Source organism: Mucilaginibacter sp. PAMB04168 (assembly GCF_039634365.2).
GTDB lineage: Bacteria > Bacteroidota > Bacteroidia > Sphingobacteriales > Sphingobacteriaceae > Mucilaginibacter.
Window position 1 is genome coordinate 3,050,522 of the sequence record NZ_CP155079.2, and the last position, 18,033, is coordinate 3,068,554.

General features: G+C 42.6%; 17 protein-coding genes. 9 read left to right on the plus strand and 8 right to left on the minus strand.

The genetic code is table 11. The annotated features are described in order from the left end of the window. Positions 1-118 precede the first annotated feature (118 nt). The 3 genes from ABDD94_RS12915 to ABDD94_RS12925 form a co-directional block, all read right to left on the minus strand. Positions 119-2,185, minus strand: coding sequence for a M13 family metallopeptidase (locus ABDD94_RS12915; RefSeq protein WP_345952592.1), 2,067 nt, complete (start codon positions 2,183-2,185; stop codon positions 119-121). Positions 2,186-2,431: 246 nt separating this feature from the next. Next, entirely contained in the window at positions 2,432-3,814 is a 1,383-nt protein-coding gene (locus ABDD94_RS12920) for an exonuclease domain-containing protein (RefSeq protein ID WP_345952593.1), read from the minus strand. 187 nt (positions 3,815-4,001) lie between these two features. Continuing rightward, positions 4,002-4,514, minus strand: a complete 513-nt coding sequence (locus ABDD94_RS12925; protein WP_345952594.1) for a hypothetical protein — start codon at positions 4,512-4,514, stop codon at positions 4,002-4,004. A gap of 227 nt (positions 4,515-4,741) precedes the next feature. Between ABDD94_RS12925 and ABDD94_RS12930 the strand changes: the two genes are divergently transcribed. From ABDD94_RS12930 to ABDD94_RS12955, 6 genes are all read left to right on the plus strand, one after another. After that, the gene (locus ABDD94_RS12930) at positions 4,742-6,094 is read left to right on the plus strand and encodes a rhodanese-like domain-containing protein (protein ID WP_345952595.1); all 1,353 of its coding nucleotides are present in this window, start codon (positions 4,742-4,744) and stop codon (positions 6,092-6,094) included. 54 nt (positions 6,095-6,148) lie between these two features. Further along, positions 6,149-6,829 (plus strand): tRNA (5-methylaminomethyl-2-thiouridine)(34)-methyltransferase MnmD, encoded by a 681-nt coding sequence (gene mnmD / locus ABDD94_RS12935; RefSeq protein WP_345952596.1) that lies wholly within the window; start codon positions 6,149-6,151, stop codon positions 6,827-6,829. Between the two features lie 111 nt (positions 6,830-6,940). Further along, positions 6,941-7,744, plus strand: coding sequence for a nucleoside triphosphate pyrophosphohydrolase (gene mazG, locus ABDD94_RS12940; RefSeq protein WP_345952597.1), 804 nt, complete (start codon positions 6,941-6,943; stop codon positions 7,742-7,744). Between the two features lie 66 nt (positions 7,745-7,810). Beyond that, entirely contained in the window at positions 7,811-8,248 is a 438-nt protein-coding gene (locus tag ABDD94_RS12945) for a hypothetical protein (protein WP_345952598.1), read from the plus strand. Between the two features lie 48 nt (positions 8,249-8,296). Further along, positions 8,297-8,851 carry an RNA polymerase sigma factor gene (locus tag ABDD94_RS12950; protein ID WP_345951666.1) on the plus strand — a complete coding sequence of 185 codons (555 nt, stop codon included), beginning with the start codon at positions 8,297-8,299 and terminating at the stop codon, positions 8,849-8,851. Next, positions 8,844-10,319, plus strand: a complete 1,476-nt coding sequence (locus ABDD94_RS12955) for a hypothetical protein (RefSeq protein ID WP_345952599.1) — start codon at positions 8,844-8,846, stop codon at positions 10,317-10,319. The genes ABDD94_RS12950 and ABDD94_RS12955 overlap by 8 nt, the downstream gene beginning before the upstream one ends. A gap of 2 nt (positions 10,320-10,321) precedes the next feature. On the opposite strand, the gene ABDD94_RS12960 is transcribed toward ABDD94_RS12955, so the two are convergent. Beyond that, the gene (locus tag ABDD94_RS12960) at positions 10,322-11,542 is read right to left on the minus strand and encodes an FtsX-like permease family protein (protein WP_345952600.1); all 1,221 of its coding nucleotides are present in this window, start codon (positions 11,540-11,542) and stop codon (positions 10,322-10,324) included. Positions 11,543-11,687: 145 nt separating this feature from the next. Here ABDD94_RS12960 and ABDD94_RS12965 point away from each other — a divergent pair, with 145 nt between their 5' ends. After that, positions 11,688-12,890, plus strand: a complete 1,203-nt coding sequence (locus tag ABDD94_RS12965; protein WP_345952601.1) for a DUF1343 domain-containing protein — start codon at positions 11,688-11,690, stop codon at positions 12,888-12,890. 90 nt (positions 12,891-12,980) lie between these two features. Continuing rightward, the gene (gene fmt, locus ABDD94_RS12970) at positions 12,981-13,898 is read left to right on the plus strand and encodes a methionyl-tRNA formyltransferase (RefSeq protein ID WP_345952602.1); all 918 of its coding nucleotides are present in this window, start codon (positions 12,981-12,983) and stop codon (positions 13,896-13,898) included. Between the two features lie 49 nt (positions 13,899-13,947). On the opposite strand, the gene ABDD94_RS12975 is transcribed toward fmt, so the two are convergent. From ABDD94_RS12975 to ABDD94_RS12990, 4 genes are all read right to left on the minus strand, one after another. Continuing rightward, complete coding sequence (locus tag ABDD94_RS12975; RefSeq protein WP_345952603.1) at positions 13,948-14,400, minus strand: 3-oxoacyl-ACP synthase; 453 nt, start codon at positions 14,398-14,400, stop codon at positions 13,948-13,950. Between the two features lie 59 nt (positions 14,401-14,459). Next, the gene (locus tag ABDD94_RS12980) at positions 14,460-15,998 is read right to left on the minus strand and encodes an alpha-L-arabinofuranosidase C-terminal domain-containing protein (RefSeq protein WP_345952604.1); all 1,539 of its coding nucleotides are present in this window, start codon (positions 15,996-15,998) and stop codon (positions 14,460-14,462) included. Positions 15,999-16,135: 137 nt separating this feature from the next. Then, positions 16,136-16,588 carry a YetF domain-containing protein gene (locus ABDD94_RS12985; RefSeq protein ID WP_345952605.1) on the minus strand — a complete coding sequence of 151 codons (453 nt, stop codon included), beginning with the start codon at positions 16,586-16,588 and terminating at the stop codon, positions 16,136-16,138. 12 nt (positions 16,589-16,600) lie between these two features. Continuing rightward, positions 16,601-17,092, minus strand: coding sequence for a hypothetical protein (locus ABDD94_RS12990; protein WP_345951658.1), 492 nt, complete (start codon positions 17,090-17,092; stop codon positions 16,601-16,603). A gap of 202 nt (positions 17,093-17,294) precedes the next feature. Here ABDD94_RS12990 and ABDD94_RS12995 point away from each other — a divergent pair, with 202 nt between their 5' ends. Beyond that, entirely contained in the window at positions 17,295-18,032 is a 738-nt protein-coding gene (locus tag ABDD94_RS12995) for a nucleotidyltransferase (RefSeq protein ID WP_345951657.1), read from the plus strand. The last annotated feature ends 1 nt before the right edge of the window (position 18,033 follow it).

An 18,033-nucleotide genomic window follows, 5' to 3' on the forward strand; every position in this document is an offset into this window, starting at 1 on the left:
CCACAAACGCTAACTTACTCCTATTAAGTATTCTGTTATTTATTTTTCGACCATAAAAAAGCCCTGCTTCATATGAAGCAGGGCTTGAACAAATATTAAAATGGTTTGGCCTTTAACCTTACCAAATCCTGATGCGATCCTCAGGTTTTTTATACATTTTATCGCCGGGTTGTACATTAAATGCTTTATACCAGGCATCTACGTTAGTAATAGGCGCATTGGTACGGAACTGCCCAGGTGAGTGTGGGTCCGTTTGCACCTGCAACGCCAATGCCTCCGGACGTTGTAAGCCTCTCCACACCTGCGCGTATGACAGGAAGAAGCGTTGGTCTGGCGTAAAGCCATCAATTTTTGTGTTTGACTGGCCTTGTTTTGTTTTCTTAAATGCCTCGTAAGCAATATTGATACCGCCCAAATCAGCAAGGTTTTCACCCAATGTCAGTTTGCCGTTTACATGCATGGTATCCACAGCCACAAAATTATTAAACTGATTTACCACCATGTCAGCACGGGATTTAAACTTATCGGCATCGTCTTTCTTCCACCAGTCGCGCAAAGTTCCGTCAGCATCATACTGGCGGCCTTGGTCATCAAAACCATGCGTCATCTCGTGGCCTATAACTGCGCCAATACCACCGTAATTTACAGCATCATCAGCTTTAAAGTCATAAAAAGGAAACTGCAAAATACCGGCAGGGAACACAATCTCGTTATTTACCGGATTGTAGTAAGCGTTCACCGTTGGAGGCGTCATACCCCACTCAGTTTTATCAACTGGTTTGCCTAAACGACCAACCATATCATTATAACTCCAGGTGCTTACGCGGCGCAGGTTGCCAAAGTAATCACTACGGTCAACAGTTAAACCAGCGTAAGTTTCCCATTTATCAGTATAGCCAATTTTAACAGTAAAAGCGTTTAGTTTGCGCAACGCACGCTGTTTGGTCTCAGGTGTCATCCACTCCAGGCGCTTAATACGATCGCCCAATGTAGATTTAAGGTTATTTACCAAAGCCAGCATTGAAGCTTTAGCTTGTGGCGTAAAGTATTTCTCTACATAAAGCTGGCCCAGCAGTTCGCCCAAACTGCCATCAACTAACGATGTCATGCGCTCGTAACGTGGCGCTTGTACCTGCTGTCCGCTTAATACACTGCTGAATTTGAATTGAGATTGTACGAACGGAGAGCTTAATGAACCAGCTGAACCGCGTAAAATGCCCCATTTCAAATACGTTTTCCAATCTTCAACCGGGGTAGATGCCAATAAACCATCAGCTGCGGTTAAAAAAGATGGAGAAGAAACCAATACAGTATCCTGGCCATTCACCTTTAGCTTAGGCAGTAATTGCGCCCAATTTAAGTGAGGTGTAGTTTTGCTCAGATCAGCAATAGCAAACTTATTGTAAGTTTTGTTTGGATCGCGCATGGCTACACGGGTCATTTGTGCTTCGGCCAACTTGGTTTCTAAAGCAAAAATTGTAGCGGCATTTTTGGCGGCAACCTCTGCGCTGCTACCGGTTAAGGTATACAGATCAACTATATATTGTTTGTAAGCATCCTGTATGCGTTTAGTACGAGGATCAGACTTTAAGTAATAGTCGCGATCTGGTAAACTTGTACCACCCTGACCTAAGCCAACTACGTATTTACTCACATTTTTAGGATCCTGACGTATGCCAAAGCTAAACAACGGGCTACCAATGGCATTAGCACGCTCGTAAACAATCTCGTTCACAACACCGTTGATGTCTGCAATAGCATCAATGCGTTTCAAATCGGCTTTGATAGGATCGTAGCCACGTTTTTCGATAGCCATTGTATCCATAGCACTAGCGTACATATCGCCAACACGTTGTTTGATGCTGCCCTTAGGCGCTGTAGCTGATGTTTTACTTACTTCCTGAACAATGGCTTGTAATTTCTTTTTGTTATCATCATTCAGAATGTTGAAGCTCCCCCAGCGGGTTTCTTTAGCAGGGATGGTGTTACTCTTTAGCCAGCCGCCATTGGCGTACTCAAAAAAGTCGTCGCCAGGTTTAACCGATGGGTCAATGTTGGCAGGATCAATAAACTTTCTCGGCGGGGCCGGCTTAACTTTGCCGGTTTTGCCGCCATCCGCAGCATAGGCATTAGCCGATAGGCAAACTGCTGCTGCAAGCACTAAATTACTAAAATTCAATTTCATTTTTAATCAATATCGAGTGCTAAATGTAAGCAATTTTGGGCATTTGCAAACAGTTGTGAGGGTTTTATTACAAATGTAAATACTTACGCTTGTTTCAGTACTTAAAGGGTACTTTCATCAATGTTAAAAATAAGCTGTTTATAAAAAGAAAGCTGTTAAAAGACCAAATGGTAGTTGCCTTGTGGTGTATTAGTTAATAGGTAGGCATAATCAAAAGATGGCGTTGCCATAAAAATAATCCCTCAATTAAGCCATCCGGGCAATCTCAGCAAAATCTACCTTTTTCCATGGATAGCGGTCGGCATGGTTGATGATCATGTTGTGCATATAGTCATTACCCGGGTATGGAGTTAAGTAATTTTTTAACTGAGATATGTTGTTAGCATCAAAGTAATGTGAAATATAGCCCATCCCATACAACCGGCCTTTTTCTATTAATATACAGCTGTGCTCATCATTGGTGCGGCCTTCGTCTCTAATAGCAAATGTTGGCAAGGCTTGTTTTAAGCCTTCAATAGCTTGCTGAATTTTATAATTGTAGGCTTCTGCACTTTCATGGCCGGTACAAGCACAATATTCTTGCCCTGCTCCGGTACAGGTGTCATTATTTTTTTGAATAAAGCAAAACTTAGGACACAGTTGGTAGGTTTCAATCAGCTTAAGCATAATATTATGCCCTTCGAGCAGCGAGCTGCAGGTGTGTACCGGGGTGGAGTATTTCCTACGTTTATCGACAGCCATACGCAGGTAACCACGCTGGTCTTCATAGGTGTATAAACCAAAGTTAAATTCCAGCTTCTTTTGCGAACGGTTAAATTTGGGCCACAGACGCTTAATTTCAACAGCTTCTGTTAGCAACGCCATAAGCTCTGTGCCGCACTCCTGATAACTGATTTGGTGTATATTGCGCATAAACTCCTGCCGCTGAGCGCCAGAGTTGTTGCCACTAAAATGACTGGCCACCCTCTTTTTAATATTTACTGCCTTACCCACGTACACAACTTTACCCTTATTATCATGAAAGTAGTAAACACCCGGTGTTGGTGGTAGCTTTTCGATGAACCGGCGATGCAGGTTGGGAGGCAATACCTGTTCTTTCGAGCGCTGTTTAAGCGCTTCAGGAATATGATTGTCTTTATCGCTGTTGAGCAACATAGTGAACAACTCAGCGGTAGCGTCCGCATCCCCGGCTGCACGGTGGCGGGCCGAGTTGCCAATACCAATATGATGACATAACTTACCCAGGCTGTACGATGGCATACCCGGCATAATTTTGCGGCTTAAACGAACAGTGCACAGTTTGTTGCACTGCAAATCGTACCCGGCTGCACCCAGGTGGTATTTTACAAATGAATAATCGAAGTTGACGTTATGGGCCACAAATATCTGGCCTTGTAACAGGTTGTAAATGTCGTAAGCTACATCCTTAAAATAAGGTGCCTGTTGCACCATCTCATTGCTGATACCTGTTAGGGCTTGTATGTATACCGGAATATCCTTACCAGGGTTAACCAGTGTTTCATAACGTTGCACCACCTCATTACCATCATGAATACAAATAGCTATTTCGGTTATACCGTTAGCGCTGGCATGCCCGCCCGTGGTCTCAATATCAACAATCGCATACATCTTACATCAAAATTAAAAAAATAAATGATGCTAATAATGTTAGCTTAAAAATAATTTTCCAACAAGATCTATTGTCTTAAAGAAACAAGCAGCTCTTGATAAACGCAACTGCCATTGCCCGCAAATTAGTTAAACTACGCGTGCAAACTTTGCCTCGCACATTAGTGATAACCTTACCTGTAATGGTCTATTGCACAGCAGTCAAACCAAAAAATTTGTACTGTCCCCTATCTTTTACAAACTGAAAAGCATAACGCTGGCTTTCATACCCTTTAACTTTTCCGGGCTTATTAGTTACATACCAAATGTCATACACGTCCAGTATCTCGTCGTTTACGTTTATATTAAGCGGCTTGTAATTCTTTATTTTTTCGGTTACAATTAAGTGTCGCGAGGTTTTGATGGCGGTCCACAATTGGGTTTTGGGCAAACTAGCCAGAATATTTTTAACAAAAGCATCGGCACTTACCAGGTCTCCTGTACCGGCCTGTATGGCGCATGGCTGGCAATACACCTGTTTTAGCGACAACCGCTTTAATGTGCCTGCATTTTTGCCAGACAAAGCCTTTACATATTGTTTCCAAACGGCTTCAACCGCTAATGAATCGGCTTTGGGTGTTTTTACCATCTTCATTTTTTGACTGCACGATGAGAACAATAAAGCGGCAAGGCTGAGAGTTATAGCAATGTATCTAGTCATTTTCTTCAATAATTAAAGCCGAAATCATCTAAGCCGAACGTAAGAAATGTGCGGCGTGGCCTTTAAATAAATTCTATTCATAAACGCAAAACCAGCCATTGTGTGTGCATGGTTACGCCTGTTTTTTTAAACGGCCGCACAACTACCACATATCATGGCACTTTACTGACCAAACCATTAGTCTTGCATATTTCATAATTACTTGTAAAACTTATCTTTGCGCACCTATGCTGATACATCAATTTTACGACACCGACCTTGCGCATGCTTCTTATGCAATTTTGCGTGCAGGCCAGGTAATTGTTATTGATCCGGCGCGCAATCCGCAGCCGTATTATGATTTTGCAGAACTGCATGAAGCCAATGTTGTAGGCGTGATTGAAACGCACCCCCACGCCGATTTTGTAAGCTCTCACTTGGAGATACACGAAACCACCGGAGCTACCATATATGTAAGTCACTTGTTGGGCGCAACTTATCCGCACCAAACATTCGATGAAGGCGATGAAATAACGCTGGCCGATATTAAATTAAGGGCATTGAATACGCCCGGTCACTCACCCGATTCTATTTGCGTTCTGGTAGAAGATGAGAACGGCCAGACCACTACCCTGTTCAGTGGCGACACCTTGTTTGTAGGCGATGTTGGCAGACCCGACCTGCGCGAAGAAGCTGGCAATATCACCGCTAAAAAAGATGATTTAGCCCGGCAGATGTACCGCACTACCCGCCAAAAGCTAATGAAACTACCTAAGCAGGTAGTAGTATATCCGGCCCACGGTCCGGGTTCATTGTGTGGTAAAAGCATGAGTCAGGACTTGCAAAGCACTATAGGACGTGAGCTGCGGGAGAATTCTGCCTTGCAGTTGATGGATGAATTGAAATTTGTTAATGACTTAATTGCAGATCAGCCTTTTATGCCCCTGTATTTTGGCTACGATGTTGAGCTGAATAAAACCGGAGCACCTGCATACGCACAAAGTTTAGCGAATGTGCCTAAGTTATTGCCTGACACAAATCTGGATGCAGGAGTGCTGGTTGTGGACACACGCAACAAGGCCGATTTTAATAAAGGTCATATCAAAAATGCTATAAACCTTCAATTACAAGGCAAATTTGAAACCTGGCTGGGCGCAGTGATTGAACCAGGAGAGCCTTTCTACCTCATTGCTGCTGACGAAGCAAAGCTGGATGCAGCATTAAGCCGGGCAGCCAAAATTGGTTATGAACAGCAAATAAAAGGCGCTTTAATCACGCCGGCTGCAGCTGTTGAGACCTCTCCCGAATTAGATTTAGATGATTTTAAAGCCAACCCCAATAATTATACTATTATTGACACACGTAACTGGAATGAGATAGACGCTGGCCTGCTATTTAAGAACGGGCTTACCATTCCTTTACCTGAGCTACGTAAGCGCTTAAATGAAATACCAGCCGATAAACCTATAGTAGTTCATTGTGCCGCTGGTTACCGCTCCGCTGCTGCACAAAGCATTATTGCTGCCAAGATTACCACCGTGGTGGTTTATGACTTAGGTGAAGCCGTGACCGCGTTTAGAAGCGTTACTAGTAACACTTAACCAAACTATTTATTCGAAAGCATCACAACCAATGAAACTTTAGAGAACAACTGCATGAGTGATCATCTAACTATAGTTACCACTGCCGATGGCTCCAAGACAATCTACAATGCCGAAGTTGGCGAAAATTACCATTCGCGGCACGGTGCTTTACAGGAGAGCCAGCACGTGTTTCTTAACTCAGGTTTGCGCTATTTTTTAGACAATAGCGGCAAAAACGTTGCATCAGTGCTTGAAGTAGGCTTTGGCACAGGGTTAAACTTTTTGCTCAGTGCAGATTTTTGTATCGCTGAACAAATACCGCTTAAATATACCGGCATCGAAGCCTACCCACTAAGTACAACCATGATTGCTGATACCGGTTATGATGCGTATATATCGCCGGCGCTGTGGGAAAGCTTTAAAACGCATTATGCTCAAGCATTAAAAGAAGCAGTCCCAATTAATAACTCAACAGTACTTGAAATAGCGCATAGCCAACTGCTTACTTTCTCCACTACACAACTGTTTGACGTTATTTACTTCGACGCATTTGCGGCTGTACATCAGCCCGAAATGTGGGATGAGGCGGCAATTGACCACACCATTAAGTTTTTAAAGCCCGGTGGCGTGTTTGTAACCTACGCCATTACCGGCAACCTGAAAAGGCAATTCAAATCTTTAGGCTTTAAAGTAGAGAAGGCCCCTGGCGCACCAGGTAAACGCGAAATGCTACGCGCTGTAAGCCCTACATAAAAACTTTTCCTACTTAAATCAGCAATTGCTTATCTCATATACCAGGAGTTTTATTGCTTTGCCAAAGGCTTATCTTAACCGGCAATATGTACTTTTGTAAAAAACTGCATTATGCCAATAACACCTCCCGATACCGCTAATAATCCGCTTTCTGCATTCGACCGCCTGCTCACGATTATGAATGATTTGCGCGAGAACTGCCCGTGGGATAAAATACAAACAATCGAAAGCCTCCGTCATCTTACCATTGAGGAAACTTATGAATTGTCGGACGCCATTTTAGGTAACGATATGGATGAGATCAGGAAAGAGTTGGGTGATATTATGCTACACCTGGTATTTTATGCACGTATTGCATCCGAAACAAATTCGTTTACCATAACCGACGTGCTGAACGGCATTTGCGACAAGCTTATTAACCGCCACCCGCATATTTATGGTGATGTAGATGTAAATGATGAAGAGGATGTAAAGCGCAATTGGGAACAAATTAAACTTAAAGAAGGCAATAAATCGGTGCTGGGTGGTGTGCCCGCCTCATTGCCGGCACTGGTAAAAGCAGCACGTATACAAGAAAAAGCCCGCGGTGTTGGATTTGATTGGGAGGACAAAAGCCAGGTTTGGGAAAAGGTGGAAGAAGAAATGCACGAGTTCCGGAACGAATATAACGCAGAGGACAACACCGTTATAGACCAGGACCGTGCCGAAAGCGAGTTTGGGGATCTCCTTTTTTCCCTTATAAATTACGCCCGCTTTGTTAACATAAACCCTGAGAATGCACTCGAAAAAACCAACCGGAAATTCATAAAACGTTTTCAGCACCTGGAAAGCCAGGCTGCTGCCAAGGGCAAAAAGTTACAGGATATGACCCTGGCCGAAATGGATGTTTATTGGAACGAAGCAAAGCAGTTATAATTTTCGAGTACAGGTGTTACACTTCATGATGTTTTATCGTAATGGCTATATATACGAGCAAACGTTATGAAAAAACTACTACTACAAGTATTATCAGGGGTAATCTTTATCAGCTCGGGTTGTATGAAAGACAACTCCGATACTACACCTGTGGTACAACCTCAAGGTAAATTTACAGGTCAGTTTTACAGGATACATAGAAACGCTAACACTCAGGTAAAAGATACGGTAAAAGCAGAGATAGTGCTTGATTTGGTAAGCAACACTTTTAAGGTGACAGGTGACACCACCAAACATGCCGGCAGCATCGGCAAGTTTAATTATAACCAATCGTATATGGAGTGGATTGACAGCACTGTTCCAATTGGCTCAAACAGTTTAAATTTACCTAAATACCATTTGCATGGTCTTTATCAGTATGTTTATAATGGCACCAATTTGGAATTTGCTGCGAGTACCTATCCAGTAGATACGCTGATCTATCTCTATAAACTAAAAAAATAAATTACAAAAAGTCTTTCACGTAAAGACTTGTCAACTATACATTGCTGAATGCTCGACCCCAACAGCAATGCTGAGCATGAACTGATACAGCATTGCATTACAGGCGCCATAAAGTACCAGGAACGGTTATATAAGCAGTTCTATGGCTATGCCATGGGCGTTGGGCTACGCTATTGCGATAGTCGGGATGATGCATTGGAAGTAGTAAACGACTCGTTTATTAAGGTGTTTAACACCATCAAAACCTATAACCCCGACCGGTCATTTAAGGCTTGGTTGCGACGAATTATCATTAATACAGCTATTGACAGGCGGCGCAAGGATTTAAAATATCAGCTGCATACCGATATGGAATATGCCAACCATATTGGTCATAATCATACAGCTATACAGGAGTTGAACGCAAAAGATATTTTAAAACTAATGGATGGTTTACCCACCCTGCAACGTGCCATATTTAATATGTATGAAATTGATGGGTACAACCATGATGAAATTGCCGAAATGTTGAACATCCCCTCCAGCTCATCAAGAGTATACTTGAGCCGGGCCAAAGAGAAATTAAGAAAGGCATTAACCACAGAAGCACATAACCATGAGTGAGCCTTTGGATAATGAATTGAGGAAACGCATTAGCGAGGTATTTGACAATTACGAAGATACCGCCCCTGCCGAAGCAGGCTGGCAGTTGCTGCGCGAAAAGCTTCCATTAGAAAAGAAACGCCGCATGGCACCTATATGGTGGAGCGCTGCCGCTACCTTGCTCATACTATGCCTGTTTGGGTTATGGTTTTATAATGAGCCCCAAAAAGCAGATCAAAGCTTTGTTAAAACACAACGCAAGCCACGTACTACTAAAGATTCCATTTCACAGACAAACATAACACCTGAACAAACGGATCAGTATCGTGCCGCTGCAAAAGATTCAGCACAAAAAAAATATGCCGGTTTGCAAAAACACAATTTAGGGCCTGTAAAGCGTAATTATTTTACAAATGGCAACAAGCTGTCTACCTCGCCCACTTCTGTTCCTGCACCGGATAAGCATTTGAACGAGCCAGATAAATTGGCGCAGCAACCAGTATCCGGTAACAGCCTGCGGTACAATGAAGGCTTAGTTAACGAAAAGCAGTTAAACAAAACCACTAGTACTGCAATAGCCTTAGTTCCTGTTAAAAAGCCGGATAGTTTACAAACAGTAAGCTCCAACATACTTGCTGCCCAACAAAACAATGTGCCAACGCATAGCAATAAAATAAATGCTGCCGATATTAAAGATTCGGCCGACGTAAGTAAATCGGCTATGAGTGTTTACCTGGCTAATGAGCAAAATAAGGACGCCGGTAAAAAGGCGAAAGACAACAATTCACCCGCCGATAAAAAAGTGCTTTACAGTGTATATGCTGCTACGTATTTCAATTACGCCGAAGGCAGCAAAAGCCAAATAAATACAGGCGCAGGTTTTACTACTGATATAAAATTGGCAGGCAACTTCAAATTAAGTACCGGCATAGCCATAGGCAAAAACACTTTAAATTATAACGGCCAACCGGCTAAAACGGGCATATTAAACGAGGCCATAGGTGTTAGCCGGGCTAAAGCAAGTGACTACCCGGCCGCTTCTGCAGCACCGGTACTGGGCTTTGTAGGTCAAAGAGTAGCTCCCGACCCGGTTGTAACGGGATACAATGTGAGTTTAACTGGATTAGATGTACCCGTAAATATTAAGTATGAATTTAATCCAAAAAAATCGGATAGCTATATATCGGCCGGTTTGAGTTCAGGTACATTTATTACTGAAACCTATCGTTATCAATATGATAACAGTGCTAACGTGTTAGGATTTTCACCTGAAATTCCTGACGCATCCACCCGAAAAAGCTTCACGCAGTTTGGCTTTGGCCGTATGTTAAACATCTCGATGGGAATGGGTTACCAAATTACCAGTAGCAATCGTTTGGTGATCGAACCATTTTTTAATTATCCGCTTAGTGGCTTGGGTTCGCAGCAAATACGTTTTGGCGCGGGTGGCATTAACCTAAGGCTAAAGTTTCAGGGGGCAAAAAAATAAGCTTACTTAAAGCGTATTGCCCTAACCGGCGATATTTTACTAACCAGCATAGAGGGTAGCAGTAAAACCAGCAAGCAAATAACCAGGGTACCCACGTTAAGCCAAACTACGTCCCATGCACTCAGCTCAATAGGTACAAAATTCATATAGTAAGATGCCTGGTCGAGCTTTAAGAAGTGTGTACGGTGCTGAAACCAGCTAAAGCCTAAACCGAATAAATTACCCAGAAATAAACCCATCCCAATAAGGTAAGTGGCGTTATATAAAAAAATGGACTGTATACGCCAGTTTGTTGCGCCTAATGCTTTGAACATTCCTATCATGGATGTGCGCTCCAAAATCATAATCAACAAAGCCGATATCATGTTAATGACTGCTACAATAGTCATTAGTATCAACATCACTCTTGTATTTACATCAAGCAGGCTAAGCCATTCAAATATTGTGGGATAAGTTTGATCAACCGTGTATGACCGGAGGTAAGTTGGCAAGTAAGCGCTTAATTTTTCGTTAGCTTCAGTTAGCTGGTCAAAATCCTTTACTTGCATTTCGTAACCACCTGCTTCGCGGTAAGTCCAGTCGTTTAGTCGCTGAATTACCGACAAGCTGCCAATTACGAAAGTTTTGTCAACCTCTTCTACCCCTACATTAAAAATACCAACAATGGTAAACTTGCGCTTACGCATGGGTTCCTGTATAAAGTACATCAAAAAGTCGTCTCCAACTTTCAGTTTTAGCCTTGAGGCCGTATGACTGGACACCATGATCTGCTTTTGCGCCTCGGCCGAATCGGCAAAGTTGATCACCTTGCCTTCAACAAGAGTGTTTTTAAAGATCGTCCAATCATAGCTCTTATCAACCCCTTTTAATACAACGCCTTCAATCTCATCATTGGCTTTTATAATGGCCGGTTTGGTAGCGTAAGGCATAATCCCTTTAATGTAGGGGTCCGCTTTCGCTTTTGCTGCAAAAGCCGGATCGATCATAAACGGCGAATTCTCGTAAGAGAAATTATTATCAAATTTTGTGACCTGGATATCGCCGGCAAATCCTCTTATTTTTTCGCGTATCTCGCGTTTAAAGCCCTTAACAATAGCAATAGAAAGTATCATTACGCCCAAACCAAGCATAATGCCTACAATGGCAATGCGCACGATTAGCTTGGAAAATGTGCGCTTGCTTTGGAACGTAAGCCGCGAAGCAATAAAGGATGAAAAATTCAAGGCAAACAGTTTTTTTGTACTTTCGCAAATATGCGTATTTAAGACCGATGTTTAAGCATCTGCCTTGCACCGCAAAGCATCACAACTTATGATAACCTACATTAAAAACATCAGCCTCGCAATAAGTTTGCTATTTATTAATTTGATGCCAACATGCGCTCAAAAACCGCTAACAGCTAACTTAGCAAATACAGCAAAAAAACCGGCTGCAGGTAAGGCAGGTTCTGGTAGTTACGTTGCGGCAAACCCGGCGGCTAATGAAACACAGCTTTACTTGTCTTACTTAAAGGGTAAAAAGATAGGTATGGTGGTTAATCCCACTTCAATTATTGGTGCAAAAAAAATTGCTTTGGTAGATAGCCTGGTAAAGGTGGGTATACAAATTACCAAGATATACGGCCCGGAGCATGGCTTTAGAGGCAACGCAAGTGACGGTGCCACTGTAAGCAATGAGGTAGATGCCAAGACCAAAATTCCGGTGGTTTCTTTATATGGCAAAAATAACAAGCCTACCCCCGCCGATCTAAAAGGCATAAACCTGATGGTGTTTGATATACAGGATGTAGGTGCACGCTTTTATACTTACATTTCTACCCTGCATTATGTGATGGAAGCTTGTGCAGAAAACAACATTGAACTAATGGTGTTGGACCGCCCTAATCCCAATGGCTTTTATGTTGACGGACCGGTGCTGGATACGGCGTTTAAATCATTTGTGGGCATGCACCCTATACCTGTGGTTCATGGTATGACCATTGCCGAATATGCCCAAATGATAAACGGCGAGGGCTGGTTGAAAGGCCGGATAAAATGCAAACTAAAGGTAGTTAAGATGCTTAATTACCAGCATAACCTGCCTTATACGCTACCCGTAAATCCTTCACCTAATTTAAACACAGCACAGTCTATACTGCTTTATCCCGGCATCTGCTTTTTTGAAGGCACTACTTTAAGCTTAGGGCGGGGTACCCCTTTCCCTTTCCAGGTGGTAGGCCATCCGGCGCTTAAAGGAAAGTACAACTTTTCTTTTACACCAGTAAGCATACCAGGAGTTAGCGACAACCCACCTCAAAAAAATGTGGAGTGCTTTGGTGTTGATTACCGTAATTATGATACCAATAAAATACGAGAAGATAAAAAGCTAAACCTATCATGGTTATTATCCTTTTATCAAAACTTTCCTGAAAAATCGAAGTTCTTTATTGCCTACTTTACCAGACTGGCAGGTACCGATAAGCTGCAAAAGCAAATTGAAGCAGGCCTAACGGAACAACAAATACGTCAAAGTTGGGAGCCGGCATTAAGCAAATTTAAAGAAGTAAGAAAAAAATATCTGTTATATCAATAAACGGCATGTTCACGATCAGATTTATAGCCTGATCTCAGTATTTGACACCGGAACCTATAACTTAAAATCCAACATACACATCTGCACAAAATGAGAATAGTTTTTATGGGTACGCCCGAGTTTGCTGTAGCATCACTTGAAGCATTGCTTGATGCAGGAAGCGAAATTGTAGGCGTTATTACCGCACCCGATAAACCTGCAGGGCGTGGTCAAAAGCTTAGCGAATCGGCCGTGAAACAATATGCCGTTTCAAAAGGCCTCAAAGTACTTCAGCCAGTAAAACTTAAAGATCCGGATTTTTTATCCGAACTGAAATCGCTGAATGCTGACTTGCAAGTGGTAGTGGCTTTCCGTATGCTGCCAGAAGTGGTTTGGAATATGCCGTCCAAGGGCACAATTAACCTACACGCCTCTCTGCTGCCGCAATACCGCGGTGCTGCTCCAATTAACTGGGCTATCATCAACGGCGAAAAGGAAAGCGGCGTTACTACATTTTTTCTGAAACAAGAGATTGATACCGGCGATATCCTGTTTGTAGAGAAAATAACGATTGACGATGAAATAACGGCAGGCGAATATCACGACAGGCTGATGAATAAAGGTGCTGGCTTGCTGGTAAAAACAGTGAAAGCTATTGAAAGCGGCCGTTATACAGAACAGCCTCAGGAGCAACTGGTGGAGGGACAAGAACTAAAACACGCCCCTAAAATTTTCAAAGAAGATTGTCGCATAGATTGGAACCACCCTGTTAACCAGGTACACAACCTTATACGTGGCTTAAGCCCCTACCCCGCAGCTTATACCGAACTGAATGGAAAAGTGTTTAAAATTTATAAAAGTGTAAAGGAACAAGTGCAGCCCCAAGGCCAGCCAGCCAGCTATTTAACTGATAGTAAGACCTATCTTAAATTTGCCTGCACCGACGGTTATGTGCAAGTAACCGATGTGCAGCTTGAGGGTAAAAAGCGTATGGGAGTTGAAGAGTTTTTGCGGGGTGTAAAATTATAATCTTACCATCAACGTTCTGAACCGGGTAGTTCCGGCTCAGAACATTGCATTAAATAATCTCTTCTATTTTATAAGACTTACCGTTTAAAATAAACTCATCTCCTTTCTTGCACGCCTTCATCTTTATACCTATCGGAGACGCGGGTGATATAGCGAAATAAGTTTCATTATTTAGATTTAATGTACCAGCGCTGATGGAAAGATAGAATTTGCCGTTATTGGTTATCACGACGCTTCCTGCCTCAGCAGTTGCAGATTTGCCGCTGGTGCCAATTTGATTAAGTGCTACCATCAACTTGTTGGCCTCGTTTAGTTGCGTAAGGTTGCGGTTGGTCTCCTGCTGCGCCATTTCTCTTCCGGTTTCATATTTATCGCCGGCACTGCTTTTAGTGTCATCGTTAGCTGCTTGTTGTGCCTCGGCTATCGCCATTTGTGCAGCGTTCATTCGTTGCTGTACCACCTCAACACATAGTTGATGCAGTTGTATCTTTATATTATTCATGGGCAAAATAAAGCCCCGTTTGATGACTCAAACAGGGCTTGTTGTAAAAGTATGTATTTTTAAAACAACTCCAATGCAACTACTGATTTTGCAGGCAGGCTTACAACTAGTTTGTCGCCGTTACGTTTTGCAGCATTAAACTGTTTAGGAACAATGTTTAGCGGCTTGGCGAACGTATTTATATCGGCCGTGCTGCCAGAAGTTAATACCTGTCCGCTTACATTTTTCCACATTATGTCCTTCAACTCGGTGCTTACTTCAATAGTGTTATGTGCATCGAGGTTCACCAGTGTAATATGGATTTTGCCGGCCTTGTCCTGTGAAGCAGATACGTTTACCGCCGGCAGCTTTTTGCCGTCAAACTCGTAGTCGGGCGTATTGAGTTGTATAGGCAGGTATTTTGCATCCTGATGCACTTTATACATATCAAATATGTAATACGTTGGTGTTAGCAACATCTTTTCCTTATCGGTTAATATTAATGATTGCAGCACGTTTACTGCTTGTGCCAGGTTGGCCATCTTTACACGATCGCAGTGATTATTAAAAATGTTAAGATTGGTACCGGCTACCAGTGCGTCACGCAAGCTATTTTGCTGATACAGGAAGCCTGGGTTAGTACCGGGTTCAACATTAGTCCATACACCCCATTCATCCACAACTAAAGCCACACGCTTTTTAGGATCGTACTTGTCCATAATAGCGGAATGCTTGGTAACAAATTCCTCCATGCGCAAGGTATTGTTAATGGTGTTGAAATATTCCTTTTCGCCAAAGCCGGTAGCCGGGCCTTTGTCGCCCCACTTTCCTGTTGGTAAGGTGTAGCTGTGTAATGACAAACCCCACATACGACCCGGACCAACGTTTTTCATCATGGTTTCCGTCCAGTTGTAGTCGCCGTCGCTAGCGCCACAAGCTATTTTGCGAAGCCGCGCGTTAGGATAATCACGCGAGTAAGTAGCATAACGGCGGTACTCGTCGGCGTAGTGCTCTGCAGTCATACTGCCACCACAGCCCCAGCTCTCGTTACCAACTCCCCAAAACTTTACTTTGTAAGATTCAGGGTGCCCGTTTTGCTTACGCAAGGTTGTGAGCGGACTTAAACCGTCAAAGTTTAAATACTCCACCCACTTCGACATCTCTTCAACCGTACCGCTGCCCACATTAGCTGATATATAGGGCTCTGTATCCAGCAACTTACAAAGCTCCAGAAACTCGTGCGTACCAAAACTATTGTCTTCTACTACCCCGCCCCAATTAGTATTAATCATTTTGGGACGTTGTGCGCGCAAACCAATACCATCGCGCCAATGGTATTCATCGGCAAAACATCCGCCCGGCCAACGCAGGTTTGGAATTTTAATCTTCTTAAGCGCGTTAACAATATCCAAACGGATACGATCCTGCTTTTGTACGGGCAAACTTTTATCAACCCAAAAACCGCCGTAAATGCCGTGGCCGAGGTGTTCGGCAAACTGCCCGTAAATGTGACGGCTGATGGTATCTTTAGAGTTATTACTTACTGTAATACTTGCCGTTTTTTGGGCAAAGCTGTTATAGCTCATGCCCGCTAATAAGAGTAAGACGTATTTTTTCAAAATCAGGAAAATTGGTTTTAATTGTCAGATGTACAATTATACAATTTACCAATTTAAATACCTATCATTTCAATAAAAAGTATTCCACAATATTATCTTAAAATTCCATTATCTTACCTAAACGGTGCTAGAGCAAATCAGCTTTCAGACTTATAAGGTATAATAGATATGGTGCCATCCTTTTCCAAAACGGCATATTTTATTTCCTCTACACGTTCTAGGCCATGTGTAGATCTTGCCGCCAGCATAATATCGTCCTCCGCAACCTGCGAATGCTTCATGCGTATAGGCAGCATTTTTCCATTATCAACTAATATGAGCGATGTGCCTTCCATCATTTTGGAAAAGAACGGCCACTTCCCTTTGATAACCGAAAAAATAACATTTACGGCTACAAAGACGATAATTAAAATTACAGCGCCTGTTAATGAGTAATCCATTCCAACTAAAGCCTGTTGCGTGACCTGGCTAATGGTTAATAGCAGCACGAAATCAAAGGTACTGGCCTGAGCCATGGTTCTTTTACCCATGACACGCACTATAACCATTAAGAACAAATACATAAACACACCCCTGATAACTAACTCCATTGCTGCTTTGTATTATGGATAAATAAAATGCTTGATATCGAATACCTCATCATTTACTTCAATTTTACCGCTAACAGACCCGTGTTCCATTGGAGTTAAATAAAAAGCAATCGTAAAATTCCGGTCTGCATAAAACTCGTAAACACGCTTGTCTTTCACGATGTAGCTGCGGGTTGGTTCCGGAATTATTTGCGAAATCTTGAAGTAATTCATTAGGGATTGCGCAATGGCAACCGTTTTTATGGTTTGACTCTTTGATGAAATCCTGATCATTTTTTCGGCCTGATACCTAAATAATTGATCGTATTGTACGTTAAAGTGGCCTTGGTTTACTGATTTATAACTGGCCGCCCCATCACCAAATAACCCGGCAATTACCAGTGCTACTATCACAAACAATGACACCCACGCTACCTTCTGTAACAGCCAGCTTACTTGTGTATGTGCAATCTCTTCTTGTATCTCTATGCTGGCGTTAACTTTCTCGGCCTTGAAAATATCCATCTACAGTATCTTGTGCGCTTGTATAATAACATAACGCCAAATGAATCAAGCTGTTTTGAAATACTTGTTTAACCATACAATGAAAACTTAGCGCTTTGAAGATTCTATTGCAAACACAATAATAGGTTTTAAAGTTGTAGAGGGTAACACACAGTTAACCGCCCGTTAATTTAACCGGCTAACTTGCTACCAACACTAAAATATGAGAATTAACGAAGACGAAGAAGCGATTGCTTTTTACCAGGAAGCGCTTGACCATTTAAAGGATAGCGGAATTGAATTTTTGCTGGGAGGCGCTTTTGCCATATTTCATTACAGCGGAATATACCGCGACACGAAAGATATTGATGTGTATTGCAAGTCATCTGACTGTCCGCGTATATTAAAATACTTTGGCGACCGTGGTTACGAAACCCAATTTACAGATGCGCGCTGGCTGGCCAAAATTTACAAAGGTGAGTATTTTATTGACCTTATTTTTGATACTGTAAACAATATATGTAAGGTTGATGACACTTGGTTTGAACGTGCCGTAGACGCCAGCTTTTTTGACCGCAATTTGAAATTACTTGGTCCGGAAGAGTTGATATGGAGCAAGATATATGTTCAAAACCGCGAACGTTTTGATGGCGCTGATATTAACCACCTGCTTGTACAATATGGCAAAAATCTGGACTGGCATCATCTTTTGTTCAGACTGGACCAGCACTGGCAATTGCTACTTGCACAGTTAGTGATGTTCCAGTTCGTTTATCCGGCCGATTACCAGGAGATTGTGCCTCGCTGGCTGTATGATGAGTTGCTACGCCGGGCCGCCGAGCAATTCGACTTACCATCGCCGGAGGAAAAAGTATGCCGTGGCCCGATGATTGACCAAACACAATACAGTGTTGACATAAAAGACTGGGACTATAAATCGTATACGATAAAGACTGTTTAAT

Excerpts from the sequence above, each read along its gene's own strand:
- ABDD94_RS12915 (WP_345952592.1), bottom strand. The coding sequence starts at position 2,185 with ATGAAATTGAATTTTAGTAATTTAGTGCTTGCAGCAGCAGTTTGCCTA.
- ABDD94_RS12920 (WP_345952593.1), bottom strand. The coding sequence starts at position 3,814 with ATGTATGCGATTGTTGATATTGAGACCACGGGCGGGCATGCCAGCGCT.
- ABDD94_RS12925 (WP_345952594.1), bottom strand. The coding sequence starts at position 4,514 with ATGACTAGATACATTGCTATAACTCTCAGCCTTGCCGCTTTATTGTTC.
- ABDD94_RS12930 (WP_345952595.1), top strand. The coding sequence starts at position 4,742 with ATGCTGATACATCAATTTTACGACACCGACCTTGCGCATGCTTCTTAT.
- mnmD (WP_345952596.1), top strand. The coding sequence starts at position 6,149 with ATGAGTGATCATCTAACTATAGTTACCACTGCCGATGGCTCCAAGACA.
- mazG (WP_345952597.1), top strand. The coding sequence starts at position 6,941 with ATGCCAATAACACCTCCCGATACCGCTAATAATCCGCTTTCTGCATTC.
- ABDD94_RS12945 (WP_345952598.1), top strand. The coding sequence starts at position 7,811 with ATGAAAAAACTACTACTACAAGTATTATCAGGGGTAATCTTTATCAGC.
- ABDD94_RS12950 (WP_345951666.1), top strand. The coding sequence starts at position 8,297 with ATGCTCGACCCCAACAGCAATGCTGAGCATGAACTGATACAGCATTGC.
- ABDD94_RS12955 (WP_345952599.1), top strand. The coding sequence starts at position 8,844 with ATGAGTGAGCCTTTGGATAATGAATTGAGGAAACGCATTAGCGAGGTA.
- ABDD94_RS12965 (WP_345952601.1), top strand. The coding sequence starts at position 11,688 with ATGCCAACATGCGCTCAAAAACCGCTAACAGCTAACTTAGCAAATACA.
- fmt (WP_345952602.1), top strand. The coding sequence starts at position 12,981 with ATGAGAATAGTTTTTATGGGTACGCCCGAGTTTGCTGTAGCATCACTT.
- ABDD94_RS12975 (WP_345952603.1), bottom strand. The coding sequence starts at position 14,400 with ATGAATAATATAAAGATACAACTGCATCAACTATGTGTTGAGGTGGTA.
- ABDD94_RS12985 (WP_345952605.1), bottom strand. The coding sequence starts at position 16,588 with ATGGAGTTAGTTATCAGGGGTGTGTTTATGTATTTGTTCTTAATGGTT.
- ABDD94_RS12990 (WP_345951658.1), bottom strand. The coding sequence starts at position 17,092 with ATGGATATTTTCAAGGCCGAGAAAGTTAACGCCAGCATAGAGATACAA.
- ABDD94_RS12995 (WP_345951657.1), top strand. The coding sequence starts at position 17,295 with ATGAGAATTAACGAAGACGAAGAAGCGATTGCTTTTTACCAGGAAGCG.